We start from the raw sequence: 17,794 nt of genomic DNA on the forward strand, positions 1-17,794 counted from the left end.
ATATTGGCATCAGCTATTTAGGGATTGAGGCATTACTTTCCGCTACCGGCGACGCTCTCTCCGCCTTTGGTCAGGTAGTACGCGCCCAGGATCGGGAACATCGTCAATACCATCACCGACAGCGCGACCACGTTGGTGATCGGCACATCACGTGGGCGGCCCAGCTGGTTCAGCAGCCACAGCGGCAGCGTACGTTCGTGCCCGGCGGTGAAGGTGGTCACAATGATTTCGTCGAATGACAGGGCAAACGCCAGCATGCCCCCCGCCAACAGTGCCGAGCCAAGGTTAGGCAAGATCACGTAACGGAAGGTCTGCCAGCCATCGGCTCCCAAATCCATCGAGGCTTCGATCAGGCTGTGTGAGGTACGGCGGAAGCGGGCGATCACGTTGTTGAACACGATCACCACGCAGAAGGTGGCATGACCGATGACGATCGTCATGATCCCCGGTTCGATATTCAGCGCCTTGAAGGCCGCCAGCAATGCCAGACCGGTGACAATCCCCGGCAAGGCAATAGGTAACAGCAGCAGCAACGAAATGCTGTCCTTGCCGAAGAAGTCCCGGCGATACAGGGCCGCGGCGGCCAGAGTGCCGAGCACCAGCGCAATCGCCGTGGCCAGGCAGGCGATCTGTACCGAAAGCAGTACCGCATCAATAATGTCCTGCCGCCCCGCCGCCACGCTGAACCAATGCAGTGTAAAGCCCCGCGGTGGGAAGCTGAACGCCGCGTCTTCAGTATTGAAGGCGTACATGGCGATAATCACTATCGGGAAGTGCAGGAAGATCAGGCCACCCCAGGCGGCCAGTTTCAGCCCTAACGGCGCGCGTTCAGAGTGCATCGAAGGCCCCCAGGCGTTTCACAATCGAGAGATAAATGGCGATCAGGACGATCGGCACCAGCGTAAAGGCGGCCGCCATCGGCATATTGCCGATCGCCCCCTGTTGGGCATACACCATGCTGCCGATAAAATAGCCCGGCGGCCCCACCAGCTGTGGCACGATAAAGTCGCCCAGCGTCAGTGAAAAGGTGAAGATGGAACCGGCTGCGATACCCGGTACCGCCAGCGGCAGGATCACATAGCGGAACGTTTGGGACGGGCGCGCGCCCAGATCCGCAGAAGCGTGCAGTAACGAAGGCGGCAAGCGCTCTAACGCCGCCTGGATCGGTAAGATCATGAACGGCAGCCAAATATAGACAAACACCAGGAAGCGCCCAAGACCGGAAGTGGATAGCGTATTACCCCCAACGCCGGGAATGCTCAGAATGCTCGCCAATACCGGCTCTAGCCCCATATGTTGCAGGAACCACTGCGCCACGCCGTCCTTCGCTAGCAACAGCGTCCAGGCATAGGCTTTAACGATGTAGCTGGCCCACATCGGCATCATCACGGCGATATAAAAGAACGCCTTCACCTTGCCGCTGGTGTATCGGGCCATGTAATAGGCGATCGGGAAGGCCAATACCGCACTGGCCAGCGAAACTACTACCGCCATGGTCAGTGTACGGACGATGATGTCGTAGTTGGCCGGGTTGAACAGCGCGCTCAGGTTGGCGAAGGTCAGATCCGGCGTCACCGTCATGGTGAAATCGTCGAAGGTGTAAAAACCCTGCCACAGCAAGGTCAGCAGCGAGCCAAGATACACCGCCCCAAACCACAGCAGCGGTGGCACCAGCAACAGCAGCAGATACAGCGTTGGCTTGCGGTACAGATAGGTTGAAATCGCGCGAATTTTACCGCCGGGCGCTGCCGGCTGCTCGATGCTCATGTCCATCTCACCTCTCCTCCAGCAGCGGTACCATTGCCTCTCTGGCCCAACAGGCGGTGACCGGCTGACCGATCAGGCGCTGCTGTGCCACGGCCTGCCACTGTGGGTTAGCCTGGCTGACCAGCAGTTTCTCACCGCTGCTCAGGGCGATTTCATAGCGTGTCGCCGCTCCTTGGTAATGGATATCCTGCAAGGTACCCTGAACCTGAACTTCCCCCTGCGCTGCCCCGCTTTGATCCAACAGGCGGATATGCTCTGGGCGGATCGAGAAGGTGGCCGATTGCCCCAGCAACCGCTCCGCCAGTGCGCTGCGTACCACGTTGGACGTGCCGACAAACTCGGCAACAAACGGCGTTCTTGGCCGCATATACAGTTCGCGAGGCGCATCTACCTGCTCAATGCGGCCATTGTTAAATACCGCCACCCGATCGGACATCGACAGGGCTTCGCTTTGATCGTGCGTGACGAAGATAAAGGTGATGCCGAGTTGGCGTTGCAGCTTCTTCAACTCCCCCTGCATCTGCTCGCGCAGTTTCAGATCCAACGCCCCGAGCGGCTCGTCCAGCAGTAGGACGCGTGGACGATTAACCAATGCACGGGCCAGAGCTACGCGCTGACGCTGGCCACCCGAAAGGTGCGCCGGTTTGCGCTCGGCGGCGAATCCCAACGCCACGCTTTCCAACGCCTGATTCGCCCGCGCCAGCCGCTCACGCTTGGCAACGCCTTTCACCATCAGCCCGTACGCCACGTTCTCCAGCACCGACATGTGTGGGAACAGCGCATAGTCCTGGAATACGGTATTCACATCGCGCTGATAAGGCGGCAGATTGCTGGCCTCTTGCCCATGAATGCGGATGGAGCCCGAACTCAGTTGCTCAAAACCGGCGATCAACCGCAGGCAGGTGGTTTTACCCGAGCCAGAAGGCCCAAGCATGGAGAAAAACTCGCCGTCCTGTATTTCAACAGAAACCCGATCTACGGCGCGAACATCGCCGAAAATGCGCGAGACATCGATAAATTGCACTGCAATGGTCATGATGTACGCTCCAAAATGTTGCCCCTCACCCCAACCCTCTCCCACAGGGAGAGGGGGCCGTCAGGCACTCGTAGGTGAGAACGGTGGTGGTTATCTACCGCCCGTAATGGCGATGTAGTCCAGTTGTTCACCCCAACGCTCCCAAAGGGAGAGGCAGCCGTCTGGCGCTCTCAGGTGAGAACAATGAGGGTTATCTACCGCCCATGATGGCGATGTAGTCCTGGGTCCAACGGCTATAAGGGACGAACTTGCCGCCCTCAGCCTGTGGCGTTTTCCAGAAGGCAATCTTGTCGAACTGGTTGAAGCCGTTGGTTTCACACCCTTTGTCACCGAGCAGGGTGCTGGCTTTGCAACCGGCTGGAACTGCTGGTAACGAACCAAACCAGGCCGCAACGTCACCCTGTACCTTCGGTTCCAGCGACCAGTTCATCCACTGGTAGGCGCAGCTTGGATGCTTAGCCTCGGCGTGCAACATGGTGGTATCCGCCCAGCCGGTAACCCCTTCTTTCGGGAATACGGTAGCGATAGGCTGGCCTTCGCCTTTCAGGGCGTTGGCCTGGTATGGCCAGGCGCTGGAGGCCACCACGCCTTCGTTTTTGAAATCGCTCATCTGTACCGAGGTGTCATGCCAGTAGCGGTGGATCAACGCATGCTGGCTGCGCAGCAGTTTCAGTGCCGCCTGATACTGCTCTTCGTTCAGTTGGTAAGGATCGGTGATACCGAGCTGAGGTTGAGTCGCCTTCAGGAACAGAGCCGCATCGGCGATATAGATTGGACCGTCGTAAGCCTGCACCCGACCCTGATTGGTCTTGCCATCCGGCAGGTTTTGTTGCTGGAACACCACGGCCCAGCTGTCTGGCGGCGTCGGGAAGGTTTTGGTGTTATACATCAGCAGGTTTGGCCCCCACTGATACGGCGTACCATAGGTTTTGCCCGCCACGTTGTACCAAGGGCCGTTCAACAGGCGTGGGTCGATATTCTTCCAGTTAGGGATCAGCGCGGTATTGATTGGCTGCACGCGCTTGCCGAAGATCAGGCGCAACGAGGCATCGCCGGAAGCGGTCACCAGATCGTAACCGCCTTTCGCCATCAGGCTGACCATTTCATCAGAGGTCGCAGCGGTTTTCACATTCACCGCACAGCCGGTCTGTTTCTCAAACTGGGTCACCCAGTCGTAATTCTTGTCGGACTGACCACGTTCGATGTAACCGGGCCAGGCGATGATGTCCAACCGCCCTTCCCCTTTGCCCAACTGCTGCGGCGCATCGGCGGCCTGAGCCATACCGCAAAGGATCGTCATACAGAGCGCGGTGACTGTGGTGATTGCGTGTGTTTTTCCCATCGTAATTACCTCGGTGTTGCGTATGTTTAAAGTGCGGCAAGAAACGGTTGCCGCCGATTTTTTATCGGCCGAGTGGCTAGAAGGAAGCCTTGAACTTCGCCATCACGTGCCGGACAACGCTGTAATCCTGTAATGAATCGCTGGAGAGATCTTTGCCGTAGCCGGAGCGCTTTAAGCCACCGTGGGGCATTTCGCTCGCCAGCGTAAAGTGGGTATTGATCCAGGTGCTGCCATATTGCAAATGCGCCGCGATGTGCAGCGCGCGGTCGATATTCTGTGTCCACACAGAGGAGGCCAAACCGTATTCGGAGTCGTTGGCCCAGGTCACCGCCTGCTCCAGGGTGTCGAAACGCGTCACGCTGACCACCGGGCCAAACACTTCACGCTGGACGATTTCATCGGTTTGCAGGCAGCCAGCCAATAGCGTGGGCTGGTAGTAAAAGCCGGGGCCAGAGTGCGCCGCCGCGCCAGTGATCAATTCGATATGTGGCTGGCTGAGAGCCCGTTCGACAAAGCTGGCCACCCGGTCACGCTGGCGGCTGCTAATAAGTGGGCCGATTTCATTATCTTCGTCGCGCTTGCGGGCAAAGCGCAGGCTAGAGACCGCTTCCCCCAAGGCTTCCACCAGCTTCGGATAGATGCCTGCCTGGGCGTAAATGCGGCAGGCCGCGGTGCAATCCTGCCCGGCATTGTAGTAACCGAAGGTGCGGATGCTGCTGACGACCTCATCCAGATCGGCATCGTCGCAGACGATCACCGGGGCTTTACCACCCAGCTCCAGATGGGTGCGCTTGACGCTTTTGACCGCCGCCTGCAGGATTTTTTGCCCGGTAACGATATCGCCGGTAACGGAAACCAAACGAACCTGCGGATGACCAACCAGATGGCTGCCCACGCCTTCGCCACCGCCGTAGACAATGTTCAACACGCCTGGCGGCAGGATTTCCTGCAACGCAGGCACCAAGGCCAGAATGGTCAATGGGGTATGTTCGGAGGGTTTGAATACTACGGTGTTGCCCGCAGCCAGCGCCGGAGCAATCTTCCAGGCCGCCATCATCAACGGATAGTTCCATGGCGCGATGGAGGCCACCACGCCGATCGGGTCACGCCGGATCATTGAGGTATGGCCCTCAACATATTCACCGGCCAACTGACCTTGCTGGGTGCGCACGGCACCGGCGAAGAAACGGAATACGTCAATGGCTGCAGGGAGATCGTCGTTCAGTGCCTGATGGAAAGGTTTACCGCAGTTCAGCGCTTCAAGGCGCGCCAGATGTTCTGCCTGCCGTTCGATGGCATCGGCAATACGCAGCAGGATTGTTGCTCGGAAAGCGGGAGTGGTCCGTGACCAGTGGGAAAATGCCTGCTGCGCGGCGGCAACTGCTTGCCCCACCTGGGTTGGCGTTGCCTCAGCAATGGAAACCAGGGTTTCACCGTTGGCAGGGTTAACAATGGTCTCCTGATGGCCTTCACCCTCGACCGACTCGCCGTTAATGAATTGCCGACAGGACAAACCTGAAACCAACTGTAACTCTGCCATTGCGCCGCCTCATGTGACAAAAACGTTAACCAAATGTGATAAGTTAGTTTTAATCAGACTAAGCGAGCGCACTGCGGACAACAAATTCTAAATACTGAAGGCAGCGTTCGATTAAATCGAAGGCTTGAGGCCGGTCATGTTCGTTTTGCTGTTCTCACGCGCAATGGTGAGGAATGGCGTCACCAATTCAGGCCGTGCGCTGCCACGCCGCCAGGCCAGGCCGATATCCAGCGGTTCCAGCAAATCCACCAGTTTGCGCGCTTCGATCATATTGCCCTCCAATGACCAGGCGCGGTAAGCCATATCCGGCAGGATGGCAATGCCCATGCCCGCTGCCACCAGGCTGCGCACCGCTTCGGTGGAGGCGGTTTTCATGGCGATCTCCGGCTTCAGGCCCGCTCGCCCCCAGATGCGCCGGGCATGAACGTCCATTTCATCAACGTTGAGTTGGATCAGCGGCTGTTTGACCACGTCTGCCAAACCGATGCTTTCGTGCTCCAGCAGCGGGTGCAGCGGCGGCAGCCACAGGCGATACGGGGAGTGCATCAGCACTTCGGTCTGTAAGGCATCGCGGTCTTCAATGTTCGACAGGATCAGCACCCCGATATCAATTTCACCGCTCACCAGCAAATGCTCGATATAGGGCCGTTCGTCCTCAACCACCTGGATGGTTACATTGGGATAGGCAGACTTGAAGCGCTTGAGCAGCTCCACCAGGAAATACCCCGCCACCAAGCTGGTGACGCCGATGGTCAATTTTCCACTCAGGCTTTCGGTGCCCAGCTGCAGGCTGCGCTTGGCATTATCCACCGTTGCCAGGATCAGGTAGGACTGGCGCAGGAACTGGTGCCCCTGGTGGGTCAGGTTCATTCCCTTGGCGTGGCGCTCGAACAACCGGACGCCAATGTCGGTTTCCAACTGCTGGATCGCTAGCGTGAGCGAAGACTGTGACACAAACACCGCCTGCGCCGCCGCCGAGATCGACCCGGTTTCGGCCACGGCAATAAAATGGCGGATTTGGCGTAACGTCATCATGGTAGCAACCTCAAACAAAACAGTTGGTTTGAGTGTAGATGCTCACCGGTAAGCCATCAGGAAATGTGTGAAAAACGCGATATCGTTCGCTTTTTTAGAACGCAAAAAGGGAGGGTGTGCACAAAAACCGCCAGACGTAACCAAATGGGCGCAGCATGCAGCGCCCCTACGCTTTGAGCCAGGGGATGACAATGTCGCCGAATAGGGGAGTCGCAAGTTGCACAAAAACCACCAGACGCAACCAAACGGACGTAGCATGGTGAGCCTGGGGATGGGAATATTGTTGGGTAGGAGTCGCAAGTGTTTGACCGTAGGGGCGCCGCATGCTGCGCCCGTTCCACAGTCTGCGATTAAATTGCTTCTTCGTCCTGCTCGCCGGTACGGATACGCACCACACGGGCCACGTCGAAGACAAAGATTTTACCGTCGCCGATTTTACCGGTCTGCGCCGTCTGCATGATGGTTTCCACACAGGTATCCACGATATCGTCAGCCACTACGATCTCGATTTTAACCTTTGGCAGGAAGTCGACCATATACTCAGCACCACGGTACAGCTCGGTATGGCCCTTCTGGCGACCAAAGCCTTTCACTTCGGTCACCGTCATGCCGGTGATACCTACTTCGGCCAGTGCTTCACGCACGTCATCCAGTTTGAAGGGCTTGATAATCGCGTCAATTTTTTTCATTTTTATTCCTTAATTACCAATTTTTACGGCCAAAGCCGGAGGTGATCGGGTAGCGGCGGTCTTTGCCAAAGTTACGGGCGGTAATGCGCGGCCCGACGGCGGCCTGACGGCGTTTGTACTCGTTGATGTCCACCAGGCGGATCACCTTGCGCACCATGGCTTCTTCAAAGCCCTCAGCAACCAGATCGGCGACCGATTTATCGCGCTCGACATAACCTTCCAGAATAGCATCCAGAATGTCATACGGCGGCAGGCTGTCCTGATCGAGCTGATCCGGCGCCAACTCGGCAGACGGTGGACGATCGATCACCCGTTGAGGGATCACGTAGGAGACGGTATTACGGTATTCGGAAAGCTTGAACACCAGGGTTTTCGGCACATCTTTCAATACGTCGAAGCCACCGGCCATATCACCATACAGCGTGCAATAACCGACAGCCACCTCGCTTTTGTTACCCGTGGTTAACACGATGCTGCCGCGTTTGTTGGACAGCGCCATCAGCACCACGCCACGGCAGCGGGCCTGCAGGTTTTCTTCGGTGGTATCCCGTGCGGTATCAGCAAACATCGGGGCGAGCTGACCCATAAAGGCGTCGAACATCGGTTCAATCGAGACGACGTCAAATTCGATGCCGAGAATTTCGGCCTCTTCCTTGGCATCGGCAATGCTGATATCTGCCGTGTAGCGGAACGGCATCATCAAGGCCTGAACCTTGTCTTTGCCCAACGCATCCACGGCGATCGCCAGGGTCAGCGCCGAGTCGATCCCGCCAGACAAGCCCAACACCGCGCCTTTGAAACCGTTCTTGGTCACATAGTCGCGTACGGCCAGCACCAGCGCTTCATACACCTGCGCCAGCTGTGGCAACTCTGCCGCCGGAGCCGTCATCGGTACCACTTCCAGGCCTTTGAACTCAAGCAGAGTCACCTGCTCGGCGAAAGCCGCCAGGCGGTGAGTCATATTGCCAGCGGCATCAAAGACTTTTGAACAGCCGTCGAAAATCAGTTCGTCCTGCCCGCCGATCTGATTCAGATAGACCAACGGCAGACCGGTACGCTGGCAGTGGCCGGACATCAGGGTTTTGCGGATATACGGCTTTTCACGGTTATACGGGGAAGCGTTGATCGACAGCAGGATCTCTGCTCCCGCCGCTTTCGCCGCATCGACCGGTTCCGAGAACCACAGATCTTCGCAGATCAGCAGCCCCAGGCGATAGCCCTTCAGCTCCACCACGCAGTTTTTATCGCCCGCATAGAAATAGCGCTTCTCATCGAATACGCCGTAGTTAGGCAGTTGTTGCTTGAAGTAACGAGCCTGCAAAGCCCCCTCAGAGAACAGTGACAGCGCGTTATACAGTTTGCCGTCTTCACGCCACGGGTGGCCAACCAGGATTGCCACATCGGCGGAGGCCTGCTGCAAGCGGCTTAGCTGAGTATCGCAACGCTGGTAGAAATCATCACGGTACAGCAGGTCTTCCGGCGGATAGCCGGACAGCGCCAGTTCAGTGAACATGACCAGATCGGCTCCCGCCTTCTGCTGCTCCTGCACGGTTTGCAACATGCGCTCGCTGTTGCCTTCAATATCGCCCACCAGCAAATTCAGCTGGGCCAACGCAATGGAAAGTGATCTGCTCATATCTCTATGGTCTGCCATGCCACAACAAAGAAACCGGAGTGTAAATCATTCCGGCTACTTTGTTGAGAACCTGCGCATGCAGGTTCAGAAAAGAAAACATCATTCTTTGAAATCGTTGGCATCCAGTTCATGGCGCGACAACAATTTATAGAACTCAGTACGGTTACGGCCCGCCATGCGCGCGGCCTGGGTGACGTTACCCTTGGTGATCTGCAACAGTTTACGTAAATAGTGTAATTCAAACTGGTTGCGCGCCTCGACAAAGGTTGGCAGCGCTGTGTTTTCCCCTTCCAGCGCCTGCTCAACCAGAGCTTCACTGATCACCGGCGCCGTGGTCAATGCCACACACTGCTCGATCACGTTCACCAACTGGCGCACGTTGCCGGGCCAGCTGGCAGTCATCAGGCGTTTCATGGCATCGGAGGAGAAACTACGTACAAAAGGTTTGTGGCGCAGCGCCGAAGCACGTAGCAGATGGTTGGCCAGCAGAGGGATATCTTCGGCTCGCTCGTTGAGCGCCGGTATTTTCAGGTTAACCACGTTCAGACGGTAATAGAGATCTTCACGGAACTCGTTTTTTACCATCGCTTTCGGCAGATCGCGGTGGGTGGCGGAAATGATGCGTACATCAATATCCAGATCGCGGTTGCTACCCAGTGGACGCACCTTACGTTCCTGCAACACGCGTAGCAATTTTACCTGCAGCGAGAGCGGCATATCGCCAATCTCATCCAGGAACAGCGTGCCCCCTTCTGCCGCCTGGAACAAACCTTCACGGCTGCTGACGGCACCGGTGAACGCCCCTTTGGCATGGCCAAACAGCTCCGACTCCAGCAGTTGCTCCGGCAACGCGCCGCAGTTGATGGCGATAAAGGCTTTCTTGGCCCGTGGGCTGGCCGCATGGATGGCCTGTGCCAGCACCTCTTTGCCGGTGCCGCTTTGGCCGTTGATCAGCACGCTGACGTCCGACTGGGCGACCATCTTGGCCTGTTCAAGCAGCCGCAGCATAATCGGGCTACGGGTGACAAAATCCTCACGCCAGCTGTCATCACCGGCTGGGATCGACGACAGCGACAACGCTTCATCGATCGCCTTATACAACGCATCACGATCGACCGGCTTGGTCAGGAAGCTGAACACCCCTTGTTGGGTCGCCGCCACCGCGTCTGGGATAGAACCGTGGGCGGTCAGAATAATCACCGGCATCCCCGGCTGGTATTTCTGGATCTCGGCAAACAGCGCCATACCGTCCATTTCATCCATCCGCAGATCGCTGATCACCAGGTCGATCTTTTCGCGGGCCAGCAGGCGCAAAGCCTCTTGACCGCTTTCCGCCGTGGTAACGTGAAAACCTTCGCTGGTCAGGCGCATTCCCAACAGCTTAAGCAGGCTGGGATCATCGTCAACCAACAAAAGATTGGCCGGTTTGCGAGCTGTCATTGCGCTGGGGACTCCTTGTTAGCCGCGGGCGGCGTGTAGGTCTCTTCCGGCTCTACCGGCAAGGCGGTACCGGTTTCAGTCACCGGGGCTGGCTCTGCAGGCTCGGCCGCTTTGGCGGGCTCTGTGGGCTTACCTGCGGCATCTGCTTTAGGCTGCGCCACGCTGCTTTCCGGGATTTCCCCCTGCAGTTGCTTGCGTGATGAGAGCTGGCGTTCGATATCGGTCAGGTTCTCCAGTTTGCGGGAGGTCTCCTGCAACTGGCTCTGTAAATAGCTCTGACTCTGGCGCAACGAGTCGATCTGGCTGTCTGAACTTTCCTGCAGGTGCTGGTAGCGCGCCCGCTCGTCAAACAGGCTCACTTGCAACGCCTGCTGCTGACGCCACAGTTGCAGCAATGGGCGCAGCGAGTTAGGGAATTCGAGGCGATAGCTGTTCAGACGATCGATGATCTGGCGGCGCTCGTTCGAGCTCGGCTCAGCGCTGCCCAGCAAAATGCTTTGCTTGAACACGTTCTGCCAATTGTTGCCCGGCAGGGTTTTCGCTAGCGCTCTGGCCTGCGTGGAGCCGATACGATCGGCGCAGTCTATCGCCCGCAGCCAAAAGAGTGAGTTTTCCAAGGCTTCTTTTTCGTCAAGCTGCCATAGCGTATCGCAAGACGCAATGCGGTAATCCACCACCTTGGTATCCGGGATCGCTTCCTGTTGCTGCTGAGCAGGGCCGCTACTGATAGCACGATCGACACAGCCGATCAGCAGAAACGGGGCAAAAAGGATCGTGCCCAAAAAAGAAAGCGAATGTTTGCCGAGCGGTGCGCGTAGAGAAACACGCGGTGAACCTTCGGTCTGCGATTGATAAGCGCGATTAGACCCTGTGTACATTATTTATTCATTCTCGGCGGTTAATGGCAATTCAATACGGAAGCAGACGTCGGCATCAGCGAGATCCACCAATGTCAATTCGCCACGCATACGGCGAATACAGTCCTGTGCAATGCTCAGCCCCAGTCCGCTTCCTTTAACGGCCCCTTTTCTCTGGTGACTCCCCTGGAAAAAAGGCTCAAAAATCATGGTTCGTTCCGCTTGCGGGATCGCGCTGCCGGTATTGGCAACGTCAATCTGTACCCGCTGGCCGACCTGGCGGCTGCGGATCCAAATGTTACCGGATTCCTTGCCGTAGTGCACCGCATTGGAGTAGAGATTATCCAGTACGCGCATTAATAGCGTAGGCTCTGCCCAGCAGATTTCCGCCTCAAGTTTGACTTCCGTGCGGATCATCTTGGCACGTGCCGGCAAACTGTGGGCGGCGACCACCATGTCCACCAGTTCTTCCAGCTCGACGTTTTCATGTTCCGACGGGCCATCTGCCAGTTTGCGGTTGTAATCCAGCAGTTGCTCAATCAGCAATTGCAGATGACGGCTGCTCTGGTCGAGGATCGCCACCACCTCTTTCTGATCGGAGGTGAGCGGGCCTGCCACACCATCGGCCAACAGCTCGGTGCCTTCACGCATACTGGCCAGCGGCGTTTTCAGCTCATGGGAGATATGGCGCAGGAACTCATGGCGCTGCGATTCCAGCCAGGCCAGACGCTCGCTCAACCAAACAATGCGCTGAGCCAGAGAACGCAGTTCACGCGGGCCTTTAAAGGATGCCGTCATGCCGATGGGCCGCCCTTCTCCCAGACGGTTAATCATACGCTCAACGGCCTTGACGGGCCCGATAATCATGCGGGTAAACAGCACCACCAACAGCACGCTGACCAGGAACAGCAACAGCGCCTGCCAGCCAAAGTATTGGCCACGCTCGGCGATCGCCTGCTGCAGCTGCTGCCCACGGGAAAAGATCACGGTGCGGGTGGCCTGGACCATTTCGGCGTTGGAATGTGAAAAAGACTCTAACAGCAGTGAAGCGTCCTTGTCCGGCCCGCTGCTCTGGCACTTGATGGTAGAAAGCTGAGTCAGCAGTTTACGTAGTGTCTGGTAGTAACGTTCGTCCGGCAGGATCGGGGCGTGGGCATCCAGCATTTGCGAATACTGTTTACGCTGGTTCTGGTACAGCCGCTCCAGGGTCGGATCGACCAGTACGCAATACTGGCGATAGCTGCGCTCCATTTCCAGCGCCACGCTGGTCATTGCCTCACTACGGCGGGCATCCACCAGCGTCGTACGGTTGATATCCGCCGCCTGCGCGCTGAGATGATCCAGGCTTTGGTAGGCCTGATAAGCCAATACCAGCAGCGGTAACAGCACCAGCAGGAACGCCATTACGACCAATTGGCGCAACGAGCGTGGAAATAGACGCCATCTTTTCAAAGAAATCATCTCATTATCTCTAGTCTGCCCAGATGCTAACCGACAATCCGGGGAGAGAAAAGCCCGGCAGCGGATTAATGGCGTTCAGATAAGCAAAAACGCGTTATCCCCAAAAGAGGAAACTGATGTGGTTTGAGAACGTATCGAGGAAAATTACGGAGGCAATGCTTTTTGGATTTTGACGCTGGGGCATGATGCCCCATCGCAAGGAATATGTGGATGCCCTTACTCCTCGTCCCCAGGTGATGTAGCACTAAGCTGGCATCTGATCAGGACGAATAGCATCCAAAAAGTATCCGGGATTGATGAACATATCATCACAGTTGGATACTAGGCGGTGCCTCACTCCACGTGTCGTCCGATGCTTGATAAAGTCGCTTGCGCGTCTGTTATCGGTTTGGTTGGACGATAGGCACCATTTCTTAGGCATCATTCGGAGGCTTATGAGGCGCTGTTCCGTACTAGACGGGGCCAATCATAAAAAGGTGAATGAGCAACTGACAGTTATAATGCACCTTCCGTGCCAACTTTACAAAATATTTTATAATCACATGTTTATTAAAGATAAAATATTTTATCACCACTTACAGCACTCTACCAAGGCAGCCAAGTTTGAGTAATAATCCGACACACCGTCGCCAAAACACGACAACTTAACCCAATCGAATTAACCATGATTAAAATCAATGAGTTAAATGTCTCTTTTTAGAGACAGGCAATGTGGCCTTTGTCTCAAAAAACCGACATATAACCTAACTCATTAAAAAATAGGGATATAAAAAAGGCGCCAATGCGGCGCCTCAGTAAACTTTCACACAAACCTCAGGTTAAATTACCCCAGTTGCTTGCGAGCGTTGCGGAACATGCGCATCCAAGGGCTGTCTTCACCCCACTCCTCTGGATGCCAGGAGTTGCTGACGGTACGGAACACGCGTTCCGGATGCGGCATCATTACGGTGGCGCGGCCATTGCTGCTGGTCACTGCGGTAATACCATTCGGTGAACCGTTCGGGTTGGCAGGGTAAGCTTCGGTCACTTGACCATGGTTGTCGACAAAGCGTAACGCAACCAGGCCGTGATGTTCCAACGCCGCCAGATGCGCCGCATCGCGCACTTCTACATGGCCTTCACCATGAGAAACGGCAATCGGCATGCGCGAGCCTGTCATACCTTGCATAAACAGCGACGGGCTACTGGCCACTTCCACCAGGCTGAAGCGCGCTTCGAAACGATCCGACAGGTTGCGCACAAAGCGCGGCCAATGTTCAGCCCCCGGGATCAGTTCACGCAGGTTGGACATCATCTGGCAACCGTTACAAACGCCCAGCGCCAAGGTCTGTGGGCGATGGAAGAAATCGGCAAACTCATCGCGTACGCGCTCGTTGAACAGTATCGATTTCGCCCAGCCTTCACCAGCCCCCAACACGTCACCATAAGAGAAGCCGCCGCAGGCAACCAGCGTGTGGAACTCTTGCAAATCGCGGCGGCCAGCCAGCAGATCGCTCATGTGAAAATCAACCGCATCGAAACCGGCACGGTGGAACGCCGCCGCCATCTCAACGTGGGAGTTAACCCCTTGCTCACGCAATACCGCAACCTTAGGGCGTGCGCCCTTGGCGATATAAGGTGCCGCGATGTCGTCATCGGTTGCGAAGGTCAGCTTGACGTTCAGGCCCGGATCGCGTTCGTCCTGCTTGGCCTGATGCTCCTGATCGGCACATTCCGGATTATCACGCAGGCGCTGCATCTGCCAGGTGGTTTCAGCCCACCAGGTACGCAGGGTGCTGCGGCTTTCGCTGTACACCGGTTTGCCAGCGCTGGTGATAACGAAACGATCGCCACTCAGCGCCTGGCCAAGGTGATGCACGTTATCCGTCAGACCGTGTTGGGCAAATACTTGCTGTACGGCTGCCAGCTGCGCAGCAGGCACCTGGATCACTGCACCCAGCTCTTCGTTGAACAAGGCAGCCAAGGCGTCGGAACCCAGCGCCTGAATATCGACTTCCACGCCGCAATGCCCGGCAAACGCCATCTCGGCCAAGGTGACCAACAGGCCGCCATCGGAACGGTCGTGATAGGCCAACAGCGCACGATCCGCCACCAGTTGCTGCATCGCGTTGAAGAAACCGGCCAATTGCTCCACGTTGCGAACATCGGCTGGCTTATCGCCCAGTTGGCGATAAACCTGCGCCAACGCCGTTGCCCCCAAGGCATTGTGGCCATTACCCAGGTCGATCAGTAACAGCGCGCTATCACCCTTGTCGGTACGCAGTTGCGGCGTCACGGTGTGGCGCACATCTTCCACGCGAGCAAATGCGGTGATCACCAGCGACAGCGGTGATGTCATTTCCCGCTGTTCATTGCCTTCCTGCCAGCGGGTTTTCATCGACATCGAGTCTTTACCCACCGGAATGGTAATACCCAACGCCGGGCAAAGTTCTTCACCCACCGCCTTCACCGCTTCATACAGACCGGCATCTTCGCCAGGGTGGCCCGCTGCGGCCATCCAGTTGGCGGAAAGTTTCACCCTCTTGAGCGAACCGATTTCCACCGCGGCCAGGTTGGTCAGCGCTTCCCCTACCGCCAGGCGGCCAGAGGCGGCAAAATCCAGCAATGCGACGGGAGCACGCTCGCCGATCGACATCGCTTCCCCGTAATAGCTGTCCAGGCTGGCCGTGGTTACCGCACAGTCGGCTACCGGGATCTGCCACGGGCCGACCATCTGGTCACGCGCAACCATGCCGGTGACGGTACGGTCACCAATGGTGATCAGGAAGGTTTTCTCCGCGACGGCCGGCAAGTGCAGCACGCGCTTGACCGCATCGGCAATGGTGATGCCAGCACGCTGCAACACTTCTCCGTTTGCCTGTTGACGTTTCACGTCGCGGGTCATTTTTGGCGTTTTGCCCAGCAGCACATCCAACGGCATGTCGATCGGCTGATTGTCAAAGTGGCGATCGTTGAGCGTCAGATGGCGTTCTTCCGTCGCCTCGCCAATCACCGCGAAAGGTGCGCGCTCACGGCGGCAGATTTCCTCAAAGGTCGCCATCTGCTCAGGCGCTACCGCCATCACATAACGCTCTTGGGATTCGTTACACCACACTTCCAGCGGGCTCATGCCCGGCTCGTCGTTGAGAATGTCACGCAGTTCGAAACGACCACCGCGGCCACCGTCGCTAACCAGTTCCGGCATCGCGTTCGACAGGCCACCAGCACCCACATCGTGAATAAACAGGATCGGGTTGCTATCGCCCATCTGCCAGCAGCGGTCGATCACCTCTTGGCAGCGGCGCTCCATTTCCGGGTTATCACGCTGTACCGAAGCAAAATCCAGATCGGCATCAGATTGGCCAGAGGCCATCGACGAAGCCGCTCCACCGCCCAAACCGATATTCATCGCCGGGCCACCCAGCACCACCAGTTTGGCACCAACAGTGATCTCACCTTTTTGCACATGATCGGCGCGGATGTTGCCCAGGCCGCCTGCCAGCATGATCGGTTTGTGGTAGCCACGCAGCTCAACGCCGTTGTGGCTATTGACGCGCTCTTCATAAGTACGGAAGTAACCGACCAGCGCCGGGCGACCAAACTCGTTATTGAATGCCGCACCGCCCAATGGGCCTTCGGTCATGATATCCAGCGCGGTGACGATGCGATCCGGTTTGCCGAAATCCTGTTCCCAAGGCTGTTCGAACCCCGGAATACGCAGGTTGGAAACCGAGAACCCTACCAGGCCAGCTTTCGGCTTCGCGCCACGGCCGGTTGCGCCTTCGTCGCGGATCTCACCGCCAGAACCGGTCGCAGCGCCTGGCCAAGGCGAGATCGCCGTTGGGTGGTTATGGGTTTCCACCTTCATCAGGATGTGTGCTTCTTCCTGATGATAGTCATACAGGCCGCTTTGCGGCGCGGCAAAGAAGCGCCCCACCTGGGAGCCTTCCATCACCGCCGCGTTGTCTTTATAGGCAGAAAGCACGTAGTCCGGCGTCTGCTCAAAGGTATTTTTGATCATTTTGAACAGCGACTTCGGTTGCTGTTCGCCGTCGATGATCCAGTCGGCGTTGAAAATCTTATGGCGGCAATGTTCGGAGTTGGCCTGTGCGAACATGTACAGCTCAATATCCGTTGGGTTGCGCCCCAACTCGGTAAAGGCGGCCAGCAGGTAGTCGATCTCGTCCTGCGCCAGTGCCAACCCTAACTTGGTGTTGGCCTGTTCCAGCGCGCTGCGACCTTGCGCCAGGATATCCACCGTCTGATACGGTGCGGGCTGATGATGAGAGAACAGTGTTTCCGCCTGTTGCAGCTCGCTGAATACCGTTTCCATCATGCGATCGTGCAGCAAGGTAGCAAGCTGTTGCCACTGGGCATCGGTCAAGGTCGGCGCTGTGACATAAAATGCCAGGCCGCGCTCAAGACGAACCACCTGCGTCAGGCCACAGTTATGGGCGATATCGGTGGCTTTGGAAGACCACGGCGAAATGGTGCCCGGGCGCGGCGTCACCAACAGCAGGCGGCCTTGCGGAGCATGTTCAGCGAGAGAAGGGCCGTACTTGAGCAACCGCTGCAGCTTGGCCTGCTCTTCGGCGCTTAGTGGTGCGCTGACATCGGCAAAGTGAACGTACTCGGCATAGATATCACCGATCGGGAGTTGAGCATCCTGGCAGCGGGACAGTAGTTTGGTAATACGAAAAGCCGACAAAGCGGGCGAACCACGCAGTATTTCCATAATCAAAGTTCTCTCGTCTTCGAAGCAACTGGGTTCAGCACTTCATTGGGCGCAACAGGGGGAAAACGCGCGCCATTATAGATAATCCGCGCCGCCGACGAAACCGTTTGCGTAGCTATTATTGATAAAAGCTATTCTCGCTGCCGAATTCTCATAACCTATCAATAAAGTTGCGCGCTGGCGTAATGTTGCGCAAAATGCCCCGGCACTGGTGATTTAACCATGAAAAAATCCTGATTACGGTCAACATAAAGTGTGCATCTATTTGAGATAACTA

At 56.9% G+C, this 17,794-nt stretch carries 12 protein-coding genes; all 12 read right to left on the reverse strand.

Annotation, left to right across the window (positions count from 1 at the left end; translation table 11 throughout):
• Nucleotides 1–32 precede the first annotated feature (32 nt).
• Nucleotides 33–839, reverse strand: a complete 807-nt coding sequence (locus WN53_RS00870) for an ABC transporter permease (RefSeq protein ID WP_021178881.1) — start codon at nucleotides 837–839, stop codon at nucleotides 33–35.
• Nucleotides 829–1,773: an ABC transporter permease gene (locus WN53_RS00875; RefSeq protein ID WP_021807702.1), complete on the reverse strand. Its 945-nt coding sequence runs from the start codon at nucleotides 1,771–1,773 to the stop codon at nucleotides 829–831. Before WN53_RS00875 ends, WN53_RS00870 begins: the two co-directional genes overlap by 11 nt.
• 1 nt (nucleotide 1,774) lies before the next feature.
• The gene (locus WN53_RS00880) at nucleotides 1,775–2,803 is read right to left on the reverse strand and encodes an ABC transporter ATP-binding protein (protein WP_024484260.1); all 1,029 of its coding nucleotides are present in this window, start codon (nucleotides 2,801–2,803) and stop codon (nucleotides 1,775–1,777) included.
• Between the two features lie 190 nt (nucleotides 2,804–2,993).
• Nucleotides 2,994–4,103 (reverse strand): putative ABC transporter substrate-binding protein YdcS, encoded by a 1,110-nt coding sequence (ydcS, locus tag WN53_RS00885; RefSeq protein WP_425313909.1) that lies wholly within the window; start codon nucleotides 4,101–4,103, stop codon nucleotides 2,994–2,996.
• A gap of 118 nt (nucleotides 4,104–4,221) precedes the next feature.
• Entirely contained in the window at nucleotides 4,222–5,685 is a 1,464-nt protein-coding gene (locus WN53_RS00890; RefSeq protein ID WP_024484262.1) for a gamma-aminobutyraldehyde dehydrogenase, read from the reverse strand.
• Between the two features lie 111 nt (nucleotides 5,686–5,796).
• Entirely contained in the window at nucleotides 5,797–6,720 is a 924-nt protein-coding gene (locus WN53_RS00895) for a LysR substrate-binding domain-containing protein (protein ID WP_024484263.1), read from the reverse strand.
• Between the two features lie 350 nt (nucleotides 6,721–7,070).
• Nucleotides 7,071–7,409, reverse strand: coding sequence for a nitrogen regulatory protein P-II (gene glnB, locus WN53_RS00900; RefSeq protein ID WP_004847623.1), 339 nt, complete (start codon nucleotides 7,407–7,409; stop codon nucleotides 7,071–7,073).
• Nucleotides 7,410–7,422: 13 nt separating this feature from the next.
• Nucleotides 7,423–9,045 carry an NAD+ synthase gene (locus WN53_RS00905; protein WP_024484264.1) on the reverse strand — a complete coding sequence of 541 codons (1,623 nt, stop codon included), beginning with the start codon at nucleotides 9,043–9,045 and terminating at the stop codon, nucleotides 7,423–7,425.
• 99 nt (nucleotides 9,046–9,144) lie between these two features.
• A complete protein-coding gene (gene glrR, locus WN53_RS00910) occupies nucleotides 9,145–10,485 on the reverse strand; it encodes a two-component system response regulator GlrR (protein WP_021178888.1) in 1,341 nt (446 codons plus the stop codon).
• A complete protein-coding gene (gene qseG, locus WN53_RS00915; RefSeq protein ID WP_024484265.1) occupies nucleotides 10,482–11,363 on the reverse strand; it encodes a two-component system QseEF-associated lipoprotein QseG in 882 nt (293 codons plus the stop codon). Before qseG ends, glrR begins: the two co-directional genes overlap by 4 nt.
• 3 nt (nucleotides 11,364–11,366) lie before the next feature.
• Nucleotides 11,367–12,803 (reverse strand): sensor histidine kinase, encoded by a 1,437-nt coding sequence (locus WN53_RS00920; protein WP_024484266.1) that lies wholly within the window; start codon nucleotides 12,801–12,803, stop codon nucleotides 11,367–11,369.
• A gap of 823 nt (nucleotides 12,804–13,626) precedes the next feature.
• Nucleotides 13,627–17,520, reverse strand: a complete 3,894-nt coding sequence (gene purL, locus WN53_RS00925; RefSeq protein WP_174469086.1) for a phosphoribosylformylglycinamidine synthase — start codon at nucleotides 17,518–17,520, stop codon at nucleotides 13,627–13,629.
• Nucleotides 17,521–17,794 lie beyond the last annotated feature (274 nt).

This window comes from Serratia fonticola, assembly GCF_001006005.1.
Taxonomy (GTDB): Bacteria; Pseudomonadota; Gammaproteobacteria; order Enterobacterales; family Enterobacteriaceae; genus Chania; species Chania fonticola.